The 16,103-nt window shown below is 54.4% G+C and carries 2 protein-coding genes; both read right to left on the bottom strand.

The features are described from left to right. Positions 1–9: 9 nt before the first annotated feature. On the bottom strand, positions 10–11,490 hold the full coding sequence (locus MTX78_RS25240) for a right-handed parallel beta-helix repeat-containing protein (RefSeq protein ID WP_262924446.1): 11,481 nt from the start codon (positions 11,488–11,490) through the stop codon (positions 10–12). Between the two features lie 531 nt (positions 11,491–12,021). Beyond that, entirely contained in the window at positions 12,022–16,062 is a 4,041-nt protein-coding gene (locus tag MTX78_RS00370) for a beta strand repeat-containing protein (protein ID WP_243798875.1), read from the bottom strand. Between the last annotated feature and the right edge of the window lie 41 nt (positions 16,063–16,103).

The following is a 16,103-nucleotide window of genomic DNA, read 5'->3' as shown; positions in this document are numbered from 1 at the left end:
GCTGGCTGGCTATTCCTTGATCAGGCGCTGGCTCAGGTTCAGGCCGTTGCCGCGTACTACTACGATGTAGGTACCCGTTGGCAGCGTTTGTACATCCACTACTTTGTTGACCCCACCCTCTACCGAGTAGGTGCCTAGCAAGCGGCCGGTAGCGTCGAGCAGTGAAGCCTGGTACGTACCCTTTGGCAGGGTGCTCAGGTCAAGCGTTACCACCCGGTCGGAAGCAGTAGCAGGGTTCGGGAACACGCTCAGCTTGGCTGTAACTGCGGCCTGGGCTTCGAAGCGTACCGTGCGAACTGGCGAGTAAGAAACCGTACCGTCGGTGTCTACCTGGCGCAGACGGTAGTACACTATCCCTTGCGTCTTGGCACCGATACCAGCATCCGTGAAGGCATACGTGGTCGTGTTCTGGGTGGTACCCTGTGCACGTACCGTACCGATCTTCTCGAAAGTGGTGCTGTTGAGGCTACGCTCGATTTCGAAACGGTCGCTGTTCTTCTCTGAAGCCGTAGTCCAATCCAACAGCGCATCTACTTTCTCGGCCCGTACCGTGAAGGTCTTCAACTCAACTGGCAACGGACGAGTGCCGATGACGATGACGAAGCTATTCGGGTTGGTACCGCCGTTGGCATCCACCGTCGTGATGGTTACTGGATAGCTACCAGCAACTAGCAAGGCGCGGTTAGTTACCGTGATAATACCCGTAGCAGGATCAAGAGTAGTACCAGCGGGCAGTGTGCCAGTCGTGAGCGAAGCCGTACGCACACCGTTGTCGGTTACGGCTTGCGGAGTGGCGTTGTTGTAGGCACCACTGTTCACGTCGAACACGTTGGCAATGATGTCGCCGTTCACGTACGGGTTAGCTTCTCCTTTTGGCGTAGTCAGGGTATACACCGAGTTGATGTCCTGACCCACTGGGATGGTGTACAGTGCGGGCGCTGCTGAAACAGCTCCGGCGTTGTCAACCGCGTTGTAGCCGAAGAAGGCGTTGCCGATAAAGCCGGCGGCCGGATCGAACTTCAGGTTTCCAGCATCAGCTGCATCAATTGGCTGACCAACCACCACAGCAGTACCGTTCAGCGACAGAACGCCTTGAGTTGTTGGTGGGATGGAAGTGATGCGGTACGAGGCGATGGTGTTGTTGCCATTCGCATCGGTGCCTTGCAGCGGAGAGAGAGATAACGGACCAGCCGTGTTGCCCTCTGGGGTCTGTAGTGCATTCACCACTGAGTTGGCTACTGGCGCCAGGTTGGCAGGACCTACCATTACCGTCGAGGAGTTGTTGGTGCCTGCACCGGCTGGCTCGGTGGTAGTAGTCGACACGCTGCCGACTACCGTGTACGCGCTGCTTGGAGCAGTGAAGGAGATGGTGTTCATCACCTGACCACTTGCACCGATACCCTGCGTCGTGATAGTGCTGAAGGTTACTACACCCGTCATCTGGTTGTAGGTACCACCATTCGACACTACTACACCCGTCAAACCAGTTGGGATAGTAACCGTCTGCACAACGCTGGCGGCCAACGAAGGACCGTTGTTGAGCGTAACCACCGAGTAGGTTACGGCGTCACCGGCAACTACCGATGTCGGACCGCTCACCGTAGTGAGTACGTCAGCACGAGGCGTAACGTCCAGGCTTAGGAAAGCCGAGTTGTTTGTTGACACCGGATCTGACTGCTCACCCGTTACCAGTGCACGCACTTGCAGCGGAGTAGTGCCAGGAGCCGCCAACACAATCGTGTTGGTAACAGCCGTACCAGACGGCAGCGCAATGGCTGGGAAGGTTACGATACCTGTTGCTGGGTCATACGTTCCATTGTTGCTGATCGACGTGATAGTCAACCCTACCTCCAACGCTACTCGCTGTACAACCCCAGTTGCCGCGTTAGTACCACCATTGGTAGTAGTTACCGACAAGGTTACTGGCTGCCCAGCAGTTAAATCACTTGGCGTAGACGAGATAGTGTTGCTCAAGTTGGTTTGAGCAGTTGTTGGCGCAACCTCGGTCGTTACAATGCTTGAGGTATTGTTGCCGTAGCTGGCCTCTTCCGTCGTCGTCGATACGCTTGCCGTTGCATTGATCTGGCTTACACCAGCAGGAGCAATGAATCGGATAACGTTGGTTATGGTTCCTTCTTGCCCAGACCGCTGTGTTGCCAGCGTCGAGAAAGTAACCACACCAGTGGTAGAGTTGTAAGCCCCCCCCTGTGAAAGAACTACTCCAGTCAAACCACTTGGTAGCTGTACTCGCGTAGCTACGTTGGCTGCCGTCGAAGGACCGTTGTTGGTAGTCACCACCAAGTAGTCGATCTGGTTGCCTTGGACGATAGTAGTAGGACCACTGATAACAACTGTGGCATCCGCAATGGCATCCGTGGTAGTCGTTACCGAAGCCGTGTTGTTGGTCTTCACGTTGTCCGGCGAAGCAGAAGTTACCGACGCAATAACCATCAGAGAGTTAACCGCTGGTGCATTGTACGTGATGGTGTTCTGCACCGTGTTGCCGCTGACCTGGCTGGCAATGGCCGGGAACGTTACGATACCCGTGTTCGGGTTGTAGGTACCGTTGCCGGAGAGAATCACGCTGGTCAAGCCTGCTGGAATGTTCACCGTCTGCACCACGTTGGCCGCTGGCACGAGGCCGTTGTTGGTCGTGGTTACGTTGTAGGTCACGCTCTGGCCGGCATTCACTTTAGCTGGGCCCGAGATGGTGGTAGCCACATCCGAAACAGCATTCACCGTTACGTCTGTAGTGGCCACGTTGTCGGCTACCATCACATCGTTGGTTGCGGCCGAGATGCTTGCCACCGCCGCTATCATGCCCGAAGTAGGCGCGCTCACCGTGATGGTGTACGTGTTAGCCGAGCCGGAAACCAAGGAATTGATGGTTGGCAACGTCACCAGACCAGTGCTTGGGTCGTAGTTGGCATTGGTAGCCCCGTTGCCCGAGATGGTCACGCCCGTCAGGCCGGCTGGTAGCGCAATGCGCTCTACCACGTTGGTAGCCGTGCTCTGTCCTTTGTTGCCCGCTACTACCGTGAAGGTAACCGGAGCACCAGGCAGTGCTTCGGCACTCGGCGTCGTGATGGTGGTGTATATGTTGGCATTGATCGTGGAAGCGGGTGTCACCTCTACGTTTGTCAACGTTGCATTGCCATTCAAGAACGCCGTGTTATTGGCCGTGTTGGTATCACCGCTCACAGTGGCGGAAATCGGGAAGGTTGTAGCTGGTGCCACGAAAGCTGGCGCCACGAAGCTAACAGTGTTGTTCACCTTCACTCCACTTGCAATAGCTCCCAGCGTTGGGAACGTCACCACACCCGTCATCACGTTATAGGTACCACCGTTCGAGACAAATACGTTTGTCAAGTTGGCTGGCAGCTGCACTGTCTGGCCAATATTGGTAGCCGTAGAAGGCCCATTGTTGATGGTCAACACACTGTATGTCGTCATCGTACCAGCTACCGTGGTAGCAGGACCCGTAATCAGCGTGGTTACGTCGAAGGTTGGGGTTCCGCTGATGGTAGCCGAGGCAACATCGTTGGCCGTCTGACCAGCTTCGTTGGTCGTAGTGTTGATGGTAGAAATAGCCGTTACCGCGCCGTTAGCAGGCATCGTGAACGATATCACCGAGTTGGTAGTACCACCATTCGCCACTGTTCCCAGCGAGTACGTTACCACACCTGTAGTAGAGTTGTACGTACCAGCAGCGCCGGTAACCACAACACCCGTCAGACCTACTGGTAGTTGCACGCTTCCCGTAACGCCGCTTGCTGAAGAAGGACCGTTGTTGGTGAAGGTAACCGTGAAGGAAGCCGGCTGTCCGTTGGGTACCGAAGCAGCTGAGCCAACTATCGTGGTAGCCACATCAGCAACCGGGTTCACCGTGCCGTTGAGTATAGCCACGTCGGCGGCGGTATTAGCGCCTTGGCTGGAACCGGTGCCTACGTTGCTATTCTGCGAAATAGAGCCGCTCGTTGTCGGCGCCGTGAAGCTGTAGTTGAACGTATTGGTAACCCCACTGGCCAGAGTCGTAACTGTGCCGAAGTTGATGGTCGTTAGACCGCCCGCGGTACTAGTGGTAGCACCGGCTGGCACTATTATGTTCGTGGCACCAGCTGGCAGAGTCACCTGCTGCGTTACGTTGGAAGCAGCGTTCGGACCATTGTTGGTGAACGTGGCCGTGAACGTACCGGAAGGCAAGCCTGCGTTCAAGATGGTTGGGCCGGCAAGCGTCGTTGTCACGTCAGACGCAGCATTCACCGGGATGGTGTAGGTAGCCGGACCAGCAGTGGTCGTGGTACCTGCCTCGTTGAGGTGGGTGGTGCTCACAATGCCGTTAGCATCCGTTGCAGTGTACGTGAAGCTTACGCTACCCGAGAAGCCTGCGGCTGGCTGATACGTCAGCAAGTTCTTGTCGCTGATGACCGTGGTAGCGATGTTAGCGCTGGTTAAGGTCACGCCGTTGTAGGCGAGCGTACCGCTGGTTGGCAGTGCGGTTACAGTGTAGCTCGCAATAGTATTTGCTACACCGTTCGCAAGACCATTGGCTGTGGCAGTCAGGTTGGGGTTAAGAACCAACGGACCGCTGTTGTTGGCTACTGCCACGTTGGTTACGTCGCGCGGTACTGGCGGCGTATTCACCGGTGCGTTGCCCGAGAACTCCGAGGTGGAGTTGCCGATGGTAGCGGTGCTGGTTAAGAACGATCCGCTGGTTAGGCCAGCGAAGCTGCCTGTCAATGGAATCGTGAACGTGAAACGGTTGGTGTTATCCGTGCCCTGGTTTAGGCCGTTTATGTTCGCGGTGCCATACGTGCCAGTACCTGCGTTGGTATCTGCCGTGCTGCCTTCCGTGAACGTACCCAAGTAGGTCTGCCCTTCCCCGAAGCCACTACCATCGGCAGTAGTACCAGGATTGAAGAACTCGATAACTGCACCCGGACGGGCGAAGCCCTGCACCACCAAGTTGGTACCCTGAATGGTAGCCGACGTGATAACCGGGAAGTTCAGCAGGCCGTTTCCACCACCATCACCGTCGCCGTTGTCGTTGATCGTGACGTTGGAAGAGGCGCCCGTAAGACCATTCCAAGTGTTTGGGTTCGTGTTGCCGTTGACTCCCTCCGCGTTGCTCAGCAAGTCAATACCCAAGCGGGTGTTGCTGAAAATCGAGTTTTGTGAGATAGTAACCTGATTGCCGCCATTCACGACAAACACGCCGGAGCCATTGTTGCCCGTTAGTACGTTACCCGTGATGTTCGTTGGGTTGGTGGTGCTGAATACCCGTATACCAGAACCTTCTTCGCCCGTGTTATTGACAACACCCTGACCATTGTTGCTAATGGTGTTGCCTGACACGGTGTTGCCGCCGATGGTATTGGCGAACGAGTCGATACCATGGCCAACTGATTCAGTAATCAGGTTGCCCGATACAGTGTTGCCAGTGCTGGCTCCCTGTAGCTCTACCCCATCATAAACCAGACGCTCTGGAGCAGCAGTTGCTTCCCGGGCATTGCCGCGGATTTCGTTGTTGCTGATCAGGTTGTTGTTCGCACCGTTGTTGCCGTTGCCCAACACCCAGATGCCCATACCACCATTAAACCCAACAAGGTTGTTGCGGATAATGCCGTTGTCTGAACTGGTGAGGTTGATACCCTCACCGATAGTGCGAGCCGTAGCTCCTGGATCGGTGAAGCTGGTAGCCGAAGCGCCAATTACGTTCTGCTCAACCAACACATTCGCCGCGTTGATATCGGTGTTGATGTTATCCGTGAACCCATAGATGCTCAACCCGCGGAAAGTTGTGTTCGTGGCCGTGGTGTTCAGACCGTTGTAGGTAGCGCGAGCACCTACTATCTGCACTTCCGGACCACCCACTTGGCTTAATGCCGTAGCAGCAGTACCAACCGTACCACCAGCGCCTAACGTTACACTGTTGGTATTGCCCACGTTGAACGTTTGGGTTGTACCATCAATAGTGGTGTTGGCTCCCGTAATAGTAGGCAACACGGCGGTAGGCGAAATAATAGCTACCCCGTTGGTTAGGCCGCTGACCAAGCCAGCACGCAAACCGGCCACCGAGTTACCCGAAGGAATCATGAAGATGCTGGTTTCTTTGCCAGCAGCCAGCGTACCGGCGGCGTTGCTGCCGCTTTGTGTTAAGCTCGCCTCGTCACCGAGTGCGTTGGAGTTCGTGATAAACTGACGCAGCGACCCTTGACCCGTGTTGTTGGTGTTGGTCACCACATCGAAGTTGAATCCGAAGTTGACGTTGCTAACAGGGGCCGGCGTGGCTCCCACCGTTACGCTCGCAATCGACTGAGCAGTCAGCGTACCGGAAGTAAGCTGAGCAAGCGTCTGGCTGCCTGTGTTTGCGGCGGCATCCTGCTTTTCTGGTGCTTCACCGCCTACGCGGTTTACGTCACCATTCACGAAGGTTTGTACCGGTATCAACCCTGCTACGTAGCCTGTGCGGCTGCTCGTAACGGTGCTGTTCACTACCCGAACACTGTACGTGCCAGTACCTACGCCGGTGAAGCTATAAGCGCCACCAGCCGTGGTGGTAGTGGTAGCAACTAGTGCCCCGCTAGCATTGTAGAGTTCCACAGTAGCACCCGTACGCCCTACGCCACTGCTGGCTGCCAGGGTACGGCCGCTGCCGCCACCATAGTTCACATCTTCAAATACAGTACCTGCAATGTTGGTAGCAGAGAATACCGGAATGTTGTAGGCTACAGCATCGTTGGAATACTGCCCCGTGTTATCGACTGCTTGGAAGGTGAACGAAGCCGTCGGACCGTTGAAAGTACCGGCCGGATCGAATTGCAGCTGAGCAGCTTGCGCTGCCGTAATCACCTGGCCTGCCGTTACCGCAACGTTGTTGAGGCTCAGCACACCTTGTGCTGGGGTTGGCAACGTGGTAATAACGTACCCTGTTACAGTGCCATCTTGGTCGGTACCAGCCAACGAATTGATAGTCGTTGGGCCATTGGTATTCGCCATCGCCGGCGAGTTGGTTACCGTGGTAGCAACTGGCGGGATGTTCGATAAGCCTGCGCACAGGATAGTATTAGGTACAATCTGCTTGGCAATGGTAACACCCGTGGCAGTGGTGCCAGCGTAAGAGAACGTGAACGTATTTTCGCCAAACTGCTCCCCGTAGAATAAGAGGATGTTGTGCAGTCCAGCCGAGAGGTTGATGGTGGCGGAAGTTCTTTCCTGCGCACCATGTGTACCTCCGTTGTTGATTAACGCAGTGCCTAGTGTTGGAACAGCAGGAACAGCTGCACCGTCAATCCAGAGGTAAGAGGCGTCATCAGAGCTGAGGTAGAACGTATAGGTTCCCGCCTGGGCTATGTTGATGCTACCACGATACCGCGCACTATAAGAATCGAGGTTTGTGGTGTTGCCTGCTGCTGGAGGAATGATGTTGCCCCAAGCAGCCGTTCCGCTGTTCATAAAGTTCACCTGCGGATCAACCCGCTTGATGGTGCTGCTGGCACCAGCGTTGGTGTTGAAGTACCCGAGTCTGTCATTGGCTGCCGTGCCATCCACCCCGAAATAACCAGCGAAGTAATCAGCCGACAAACCGCTGTAGGCATTCACCCCATCGAAATAAGAAGGGCCGCAGTTGGCTGGCGCGCTGTTCACTTGAAGAGTGAGCGTAGCTGTATTCGCGGCCGCATCAACACCCTGGTTGGCATCAGTTGCTACGTTGCTCGTTAAAGCATACGAGCCAGCAGTAGTAGGAGCCGTGAAGCTGAACGAAACCGAGTTGGAAGCCCCGCTAGCTAGCGTAGCTGTTGTACCGAAATCGATAGTCGTTACGTTGCCAACCGTAGTGAAGGTAGCACCAGCCGGCAAGTTGGCTGCCGTTACGGTAGCACCTGCTGGCAGGGTTACAAGCCGAGTTACGTTGGCAGCTGCACCAGTACCGTTGTTGGTAAAGGTAGCCGTGTAGCTAGTGTTAGAACCCGCTGGCTGGCCTACGCTCAGCGTAGTTGGCCCCGTGATAGTCGTCGTCACGTCGGCGGGACAGTTTGCACCGCTCGTGCTGTTCGCAATAGCAGCGTTGATTTGCGTGTTGGTAGCGCCCACCAAACCTGGCTGTGCCCCGTAGGCTCCTGGGGTGTTGGTGGAGTTGGTAACACCGTTGAGACCAGCTACTACGTTGCTAGCTTGTACTGCACCGTTAGCCAGAATCACGCCGCCACCACCACCGCCGCCAGGACCGTGTGGCTCAGCACCAGGACTGTTGCTGCCACCATTGCCACCGTTAGCAGTTAGTGTAAGGCCGCTTAAGCTTGTAGGAGTAGTGGCCGTAATCAAGATGGAACCACCGGCACCACCACCACCGCTACCGTCAATGGTAGCACCATTCGGAACGTTGGTACCGTTTGCAATGATAGAACCAGTACCGCTCACGGTACCAGTGCGCACAATTACGATACCGCCACCAGCAGTACCGCTAGAGGCATAAGGCGTGTTGTTGTTGACTACGCCTGCGCCGCCGCCACCACCAAGTACCAGCCGGCTGCTGCTCACAGCCGAGAAAGCGGCACCTGGCTCACCCCCTACAACTCGGCCGGTAGCCCAGGCGTTACCGCCTCTGCCACCACTACCACCGTTGGCGCCACCGCCACCGCCGGTGTTCTGATCATTTCCGGTTGGATTACCATCCGTTCCGCCACCACCTGCGTTGCCAGGAGCTCCGCGGCCGTTGTCCCCGGTTGGATAGCCATCTGTCGTGTTATCCAACACGGCCGTGCCAGAGTTAACGTAGCGAGGCGTACCTGCTGTGCCTTCCCCTTTGCTACCGTTGGAAGTGGAAGCCGTCCGGTAATCGGTGGCAAGGAAACCTGCCGTACCACCCAACAGACGACCTGCTCCACCACGGAAGCCAGCGCCACTTGCATTGATAGTGTTGCCATTCAGATTAAGCTGCTTGGCAACATCAATAACCACGATACCACCTACGGTACCATTCCAAGCCGTTGCCGTGATGCTTGCCCCCAAAGTGAGGTTGCCGTACTGAGGTACCCGAATTACCTGAAACCGGCGCTGGCCGGTGGCATTCGTAGCGTTAGCGTTCTGGTAGCCGTTCTTTAAAGCCGAAGTCAGCTGAATGGTACCACCAGTGGTACCTACAGCGCTGTTAGCAACCACATACTCGTAGTTGCCTGCCGTGAAGTTGGCGTTGTCTAAGTTTCCATTACCTGCACCACCTGCTACACCGTCGCCGTAAGCGTCGGTGTTGGTAGCGTTGATATCGGCACCTTGCATCTGGATAACCAACAGCAGGTCGCCAACAGCAATAGGAGTTGCGCCCGTAGCGCCACCCACCGTAATAGCAGTAGCGCCTACTGCGGCAGTAGCCGTACCTGGATAGTACGTGTTAGGGTTGGTGGTCAAACCAGTGGGAGATCCATCACGGCCGGGGTTAGCGCAAGCGGCAACCGTGCCGGCAGCCCCCGAAGCAGATACTGGAATAGTATAGGTAGCGGGAGTTTGGTCGGTTTGGGTAGCGTCGTCCGTAACGGTGTACGTGAAGCTCACCGTACCAGAGGAGGTAGCGGCCGGATCGAATGTCAGTTGGGTTGCTTCCAGAGCCGTTAGGTTCCGAGCGCCTGTCACTGCTACCCCGTTCACGTACAGTATGCCCTGTGCTGCTGTTGGGATAGTTAAAATCCGGTACGTAGATACGGCACCATCTACTATAGAGCTTAACTCATTGACGGGAACTTGGCCCGCCGCATTCGACACAACCGAATTGGTGATGTTTTCAGTTTCTGGCGCTAAACGGCACCAGTCCATGAAGTCGATCCCAATGAAAGCACTGGCACCGTCATTCGTGTTTTCAACGTTTCTATACGTTATGGTAAGGCTTGTAATGGCCTCGGGGAAGTAAGCAATTACTGTTGCTTCCGTCGGGCTATTGGTGTTTCCTGAGCCAGTAGCACTGTTCCCGCTAACGGAAACAAAAGTGGAGTTGCTGTTTACTTTGCTCAAAGACGGCGTTATCGCAGTCCCGGCATTAGCGCCCGTAAACGTAACTTGGTCTATGTAGTCAGTTCCGCTATCAATGTCTTGCACTTGCACCCTGAAGTTGGAAACTGGGCGGGTGAAATTGAAGGTAACAGTGGCTGACTTGTTAGCGCTGTTTGCCGAGTAGTCTGTGTTCCAAAGCAGTGTTTGGGTGCTATTGAAACCTGCTGTTGTTAAAGAGTTGGCAGCGTTTGCTCCTACAGCGTAATTGCTGGTTGTAACCTGGGTAACCGGCGAAGCAGCCGGTACGCTTTCCGCGGCCCGAGCTCGCCAATCCTGGCCTGTGGCCCGAGGGGCATTGAAGCTCAGCGTACTAATAGATACGCACGGTGCCAGTACCCGCAATGGGATAGTAAATGTGGCTGTGTTAGCTGACAACAAACCAGCATCATCGGTTGCTCTGTAAGAGAAGGACGCACTAGTGGCAGTGCCATTGCTGGCTGGCTCGAAACGCAAGCTGGCAGCCTGGGCCGCCGTCAAAACCTGGTTGTTAGCAACTGCTACATAAGTAGAACCCGTTGTGTTGTAGTATAGAACACCTTGTGTAGCAGGCGGGATAGCCGTGATGGTGTAGCTTTGAAGTGTACCATCCACGGTACTGCTCAGGCCATCTATATCCACCTGACCTGCACTGGTAGGTAGCGTAACCGAATTGGTTACGTTGTTCGCTATTGGAGCTAAGCGGCACCAGCTGACAGAGTTGATACCCAACGTCTGAGTACGGTCAGTATTGACCGTAATAGGCTGGGTATTTCTGTATATGATGGTCAGTGCCCGAATGTCCTGCGAAAAGCTAACCGTTAGGTTACCGTTTGGAGCCGTGGCTCCTCCTGGGTCACTAGCACCGATACCTTGTACTGAGTTAGTTCCAGCAACATACTGGTTGGCAGTACCAACCGCAAAGTTGGCACTGCTAAGTGTTACAGGAGTACCCGTTGGAGTGCCCGTAGCAGTTACTGCGGTGTAGCCGTTGAAGGTTACGTTATCCCGGAAGTTACCACCTAGGTCTAGATCCTGAAGCCGGAGTGTGAGGCCACTAACGGAGCGTCCGAAGGTTAGCGTAACAGAGGCTTGGTTGTCGGCTAATGCGTCAGCAGGAGGCGACAAGATTCCTCCACCCGAGTTATAGTTCAACTGCCATACCAACGATTGCCCAGAGAGGCTACCATTGGTACCTACTGCAAAAGTGTTGGTGTTACCTGTTGCACCAAGTTTCCGGTAGTTGTTGAACGTTACAGTGGTCCCTGTACTACCCGATGCGTCGGTGAACGTGTTGGCAGAACCAACCGTGCCCGCGGTGCCCGTCCCTTGACGGCTGCCGACATCAGTAGTGGTTATATAATTTATGCCGCCAGGAGCCGACCCCGGGCACGTTTGCGCCCAGGCGTCAGTTCGTAGCAGCGTCAGCCATGCGAGAAGCAAGACTGCAAACCGTAAGGTTATTCTCATAGAGCTATAAAAAGAGGTGGAAAACTAGAGTGAGTGATGCGGCGCAATCCATTTTAAGAGACACATGTTGATGAGCTTACTTTTCAAAACTATAGCAGGCAACAGACAGGTAAAGAACGTTTTCGCTGAATAAAGACCTCGACTCGGCGAATACCGGCTTTTAGGCCGATTACTTGCCACTCCATTTGTATTCAAATAACTGTTTAGTGGAAAGATGCAAAGCTAAAAAGAGCTTACGAACTATAACATAAGGTGGATTTACTCATGTAAATATTATTACGTTATTATTATAAAAGTTTGAATTACAGAACCCTATATTAATTCATTCCTTAATCATTAAGGATTATAACATGATTCCACATTTTAGAATTCAGTGTTTTAATCTTATTTCAACAACATATTTAAGCAGAATAGTCATAATATGCATGCACATTGTTTTATTGAATTTTTCAAATAGGCGCAAATTAAAAACCCCCTCCGTCAAGTAGACGAAGGGGGTTTTCAACTTATTGGAAATAAGAATTAACGAGGCTACTGCTTCACTAAGACCTGAGCTTTCTTTTGTCCCATTCCTAGAAATGTAATCAAGTAACTTCCACTTGGCAACGATGAGAGAGAGAGAGGATAAACTTGACCCGTTGTTACAGTTGATCTGAAAAGAAGACGACCTGTTAAGTCGGTTATGCGAACTTCGCCGCCACCCGCCGGCAGGTTGCGCAAGTCCACAGCAGTAGTGGTAGTGGCTGGGTTTGGCGAAAGAGTAATGAAGGAAACGGTGGTAGCTTGAGCGAAATGCACTGCCTGAATGTTGCTGAAACTATTGGTACCATCCGTGTCTTCCTGACGGAGGCGGTAGTACACTACACCAGCCATAGCACCTGCCGCACGATCTACGAACTGATAGTTGTGGCCGCTAGCGCTGGTTCCTTGGCCATTCACTGAGCCAACAGCTTCAAATGTGCTGCCGTTGAAGCTACGTTCTACTACAAAGCGGGCGTTGTTTTTCTCGGAGGCTGTGTTCCAGTTCAGTTGAGTGTCTGTGTTTTGCGCCACGGCGGTGAAGCGCACCAGTTGCACTGGGAGTGGCCGGTTCTGTAACAGCGCTATGTTACCCGAAAACTCCGAGGTGTTCCCAACTGCCAACCCATTAGAGGTACTTGCAATTGTAGCAGTGGCCGTAATCCGAGCTCCTTCAGCAAGGAGTGCGGTGCGTTGCACATCTGAAAGGCTAGTGAGGGGAATAGAGAACTGGAAGCGGGGAGCCCACACTTCACTTCCTTGATCCACTCCCCACAGCGGCCCGCTGTATCCGCTACGGCCCGTATCACTATCTTGGGGTGAGCCTTCGGTCCGGCTGGTGAGGTAGAGTTGCCCTTCGCCGAAGCCATCAGCTTTCACATCGGCTACAAACAATTCCACTACAGCGCCTGCTGGTGCGAAACCCGTCACAATAAAGTTGCCGTTGAGAGTTACGGCCTGCGTGAAGACAGGGAAGTTAAGCAGCCCGTTGGCACCGGTGTCAGTATCGTTGTCGTCGTTGCGGGTTACGCCATTGCCGGCTACTCCGGCGGTACCAGTGGGCATCAAGTCAATGCCCTCCCCTACGTTGCCCGACATACTGTTTTGGCTGATACGGTTGCCGCTCGTGCTGTTGGCCGCTACTACCGCCGCGCCGGCATTGGCGCTGAATGTGTTCTGGAGAATCAAGTTGTTGTTGCCCCCAGCAATTGCCAACCCAGCATTTTCGGGGTTGGGCCCACCACCGTTGTTACGGATGATATTGCCGAAAATCGTGTTTTCGTTGTTCACCTGCCCACTTTCCAGCAGTACGCCGTACCCGCTGTTGTTGGCGATGGTGTTGCCAGAAATTGTGTTTTGTGAAGCGCCCGAAAGCACGAGTCCTTCTCCGTTTACGGCGCCTGAAGTTATGCTGCCGTTCAGCACGTTGTTGGAAACGGTTACGCCAGTGGCTCCGTTTTGCAGCCGCACACCCGCTGTGGTGTTGCCCGAGGTTGTTACCAGATTTACTACGGAGCCCGTAGTGGCCGCCCCGCTGAAGGTAACACCAGCACCATCGGCTACTACTGCGCCAGTGGCAGCAGTGCTGGTGCCCCGGGCATTGTTGAGGCCCAGGTTTTCAATGTGGGTGTTGCCACCTGTTACCACTAAACCAGCCAAGTTGTTGAAGTTGATAACCACGTCAGCCCCAGTTGATGTTCCAGCGGCAGGCGTTACGTTGTTACCAGTAACAGCAGTTTGGCGCTCCCCGTCAATGGTCGTATTAGCATCCGAAATAGCTGGCAAGGCGGTGGCAGGCGTGATGGTAAACACCTTAGTCCCGTTATCGTAGCCCGATACAACCGCCATATTCAGCCGCAAGCCAGCAGGAGCAGTGCCTAAAATGCGGCCATCGTTGAGCATGAAGATGGCCGCTTCCTCACCAGCCACCGCGCCGGAATAAGCCTGATTCAGGTTGGCGTTAGTGAGGGTATTGGAGTTGGTAATAAACTGCCGCAACGAACCTTGGCCACTGTCGTTGGTATTCACTACCGTATCAAAGTTGAAGCCGAAGTCAACTCCCACGAGCGGGCCACTATTCGGTGTGGTAACAGTACCGGCACCAGTAGTAGGGGTGATGGTTTGGATGGTAGTGGAGTTGCTCGCTAATTCCAGTGCGTTTACGCTTTGATTACCGGAGTTCTGGGCTGCATCGTTTTGGTTGGGGTTTTCGCCGCCAACCCGGTTTACGTTGCCGTTAAGGAAGGTCTGCACAGGCAGCAAGCCTGCAGTGCTACCAGGACGGTTGCTTACTACCGTCGAGTTGACCACCCGCACTCGATATATCGTGCTTGCCGCCAGCGTAATGCCGTCCACTCCGTTTATAAAGCTATAGTTACCGGCCGCATCCGTAGTAGTGAATCCGATGTATGCACCTGCCACCGACGACGAATACAGCTCAACGCGGGCCTGAAACACGCCCTCGCCGTTGCTGGTAGCCTGCGAGCGGCCGGCACCACCACCGTAGTTGGCGTCTTCGAAAACGTTGCCCAAAATGGCCGTTTGGAAATACACGGGGCTAGGCGAAGCCACGTCACCGTTGGGAGTGAGTGGGAGGGCAGCGCTGTTCGTTGAAGCATCAACGGCTACCAGGTTGCCGGGCGGCAGAATCAAGCTACCATCGGTGGTTTGTAGCGCATAACCGGGGTTAGCGGCCGTGCCCGCCGTGCTGGAAGCATACGCAGTGTTGTTTTGAGCAGTGGTAGGTACCGAACCTGTTGGGAAAACCACACGAGCCGTGAACGTAATCAAGGCACTCTGGCCGGCAGTCAGTTGCTGGTTGCCGGTGAGCAGGTCGGCATTTCCGCCTTGGCCTGAGTAATTGGTGTTAGGGGCCAATGAGCCGCCGGTGTTTGTTACTGCCAGCCCGGAAACTGTCAGCGAGGTGGACGTAGGAAAGGTGGTGTTATTGGTGGCACCGCGCAGGAAGTCGCTCACTTGCACGTTGGTAGCTGTAACCGTGCCCGTATTTTTCACCCGAATAGCAAACGACACGTCATAGGTGGTGCCGCTCACAAAGCTTACCCCGGTCACCTCCTTCACCACGTCGATGCGCTGGCTAGGATTCACGCAGCTGGCTCCGTCGGTTACACCTGCGTTAGGTACATCACCAATATCGGTTGAGGCACCTGTAGTGATATTCACAGAGTAAAAGTCGCCTTCGTTGGAATACGCGAACATGTTGCCAACCAAGTCGAAACTGACCGAACCAAAGTTGGGAGAAGCGGCAGGAGCAGTACCAATCCGCGTAACGCGGGCCCGGCCAGGAGTGGTTGTGAAATCAAATTTGTATACTGAACCCGCGCTATAAATTCCATATAGCAAGTTGTCGGCAGGGTTGAAGCCAATGTCGATAAAGCTAAAGTCTTGCGTGCTCGCCGGTGTAACTATTGTGTTGGGGCTGGCCGTGGTGTAGAAATCCATTGGCACAGTTACCGCGTTGAGCTTAGCCGCATCCGAAGACTGGTTTAGGTTGAGCCGAAACAGGTTATTCTTGTTAGTCGCACTGGACAGGTTCCGCGCGGTAGCATAGTACATACCATCCTTGTCGATAACCCCGGCCGCCAGCTGCGGATACTGCGTTGGTACGGCCCCATTGATGGTAATCCGACCGATATCCTGAACACCAGTCTGCCCGATGCGGTAGAGGTGAATTTCAGGATAGGTCGCGCTGTTATTTACCGGATAGGTTAGAGCGTACAGATAACCATCCAGCGGGTTATACGCCAAGGAGTTAACAACGAAATCAGTGGTAGATGGTAGTCCAAGGCCCGTTGCCAGATCCTGCACCAGTGTAGTGGTATACATGGTGGTGGTCGGATCAGCAGCGGGAGCTACGTTCCGGTCAACTCGGAATAGTTGGGAGTGAAAATTTGCACCAATGGCTACCTGACGGGTTTGGTAGAATGTACCATCACACGAATAGGCTGGGCCCGGCGTTTGAGCCAGGGTTTTGGTACTAAATGCGGGGAGCAGCAAGAGTGTCCCAAGTAAAGCGCGTAATGCTAGTCTCATGAACAGGAATATTGGCAGCGAAGTATCGTACTAGGTAAAGC

Source organism: Hymenobacter tibetensis, assembly GCF_022827545.1.
Taxonomy (GTDB): Bacteria; Bacteroidota; Bacteroidia; order Cytophagales; family Hymenobacteraceae; genus Hymenobacter; species Hymenobacter tibetensis.
The sequence above is the reverse complement of the archived record's forward strand: the minus strand, read 5'-3'. Positions and strand labels throughout refer to the sequence as shown.

What these genes read in the sequence shown, in the direction of transcription:
- MTX78_RS00370 (WP_243798875.1), bottom strand. Translation starts at nt 16,062, where the DNA reads ATGAGACTAGCATTACGCGCTTTACTTGGGACACTCTTGCTGCTCCCC.
- MTX78_RS25240 (WP_262924446.1), bottom strand. Translation starts at nt 11,490, where the DNA reads ATGAGAATAACCTTACGGTTTGCAGTCTTGCTTCTCGCATGGCTGACG.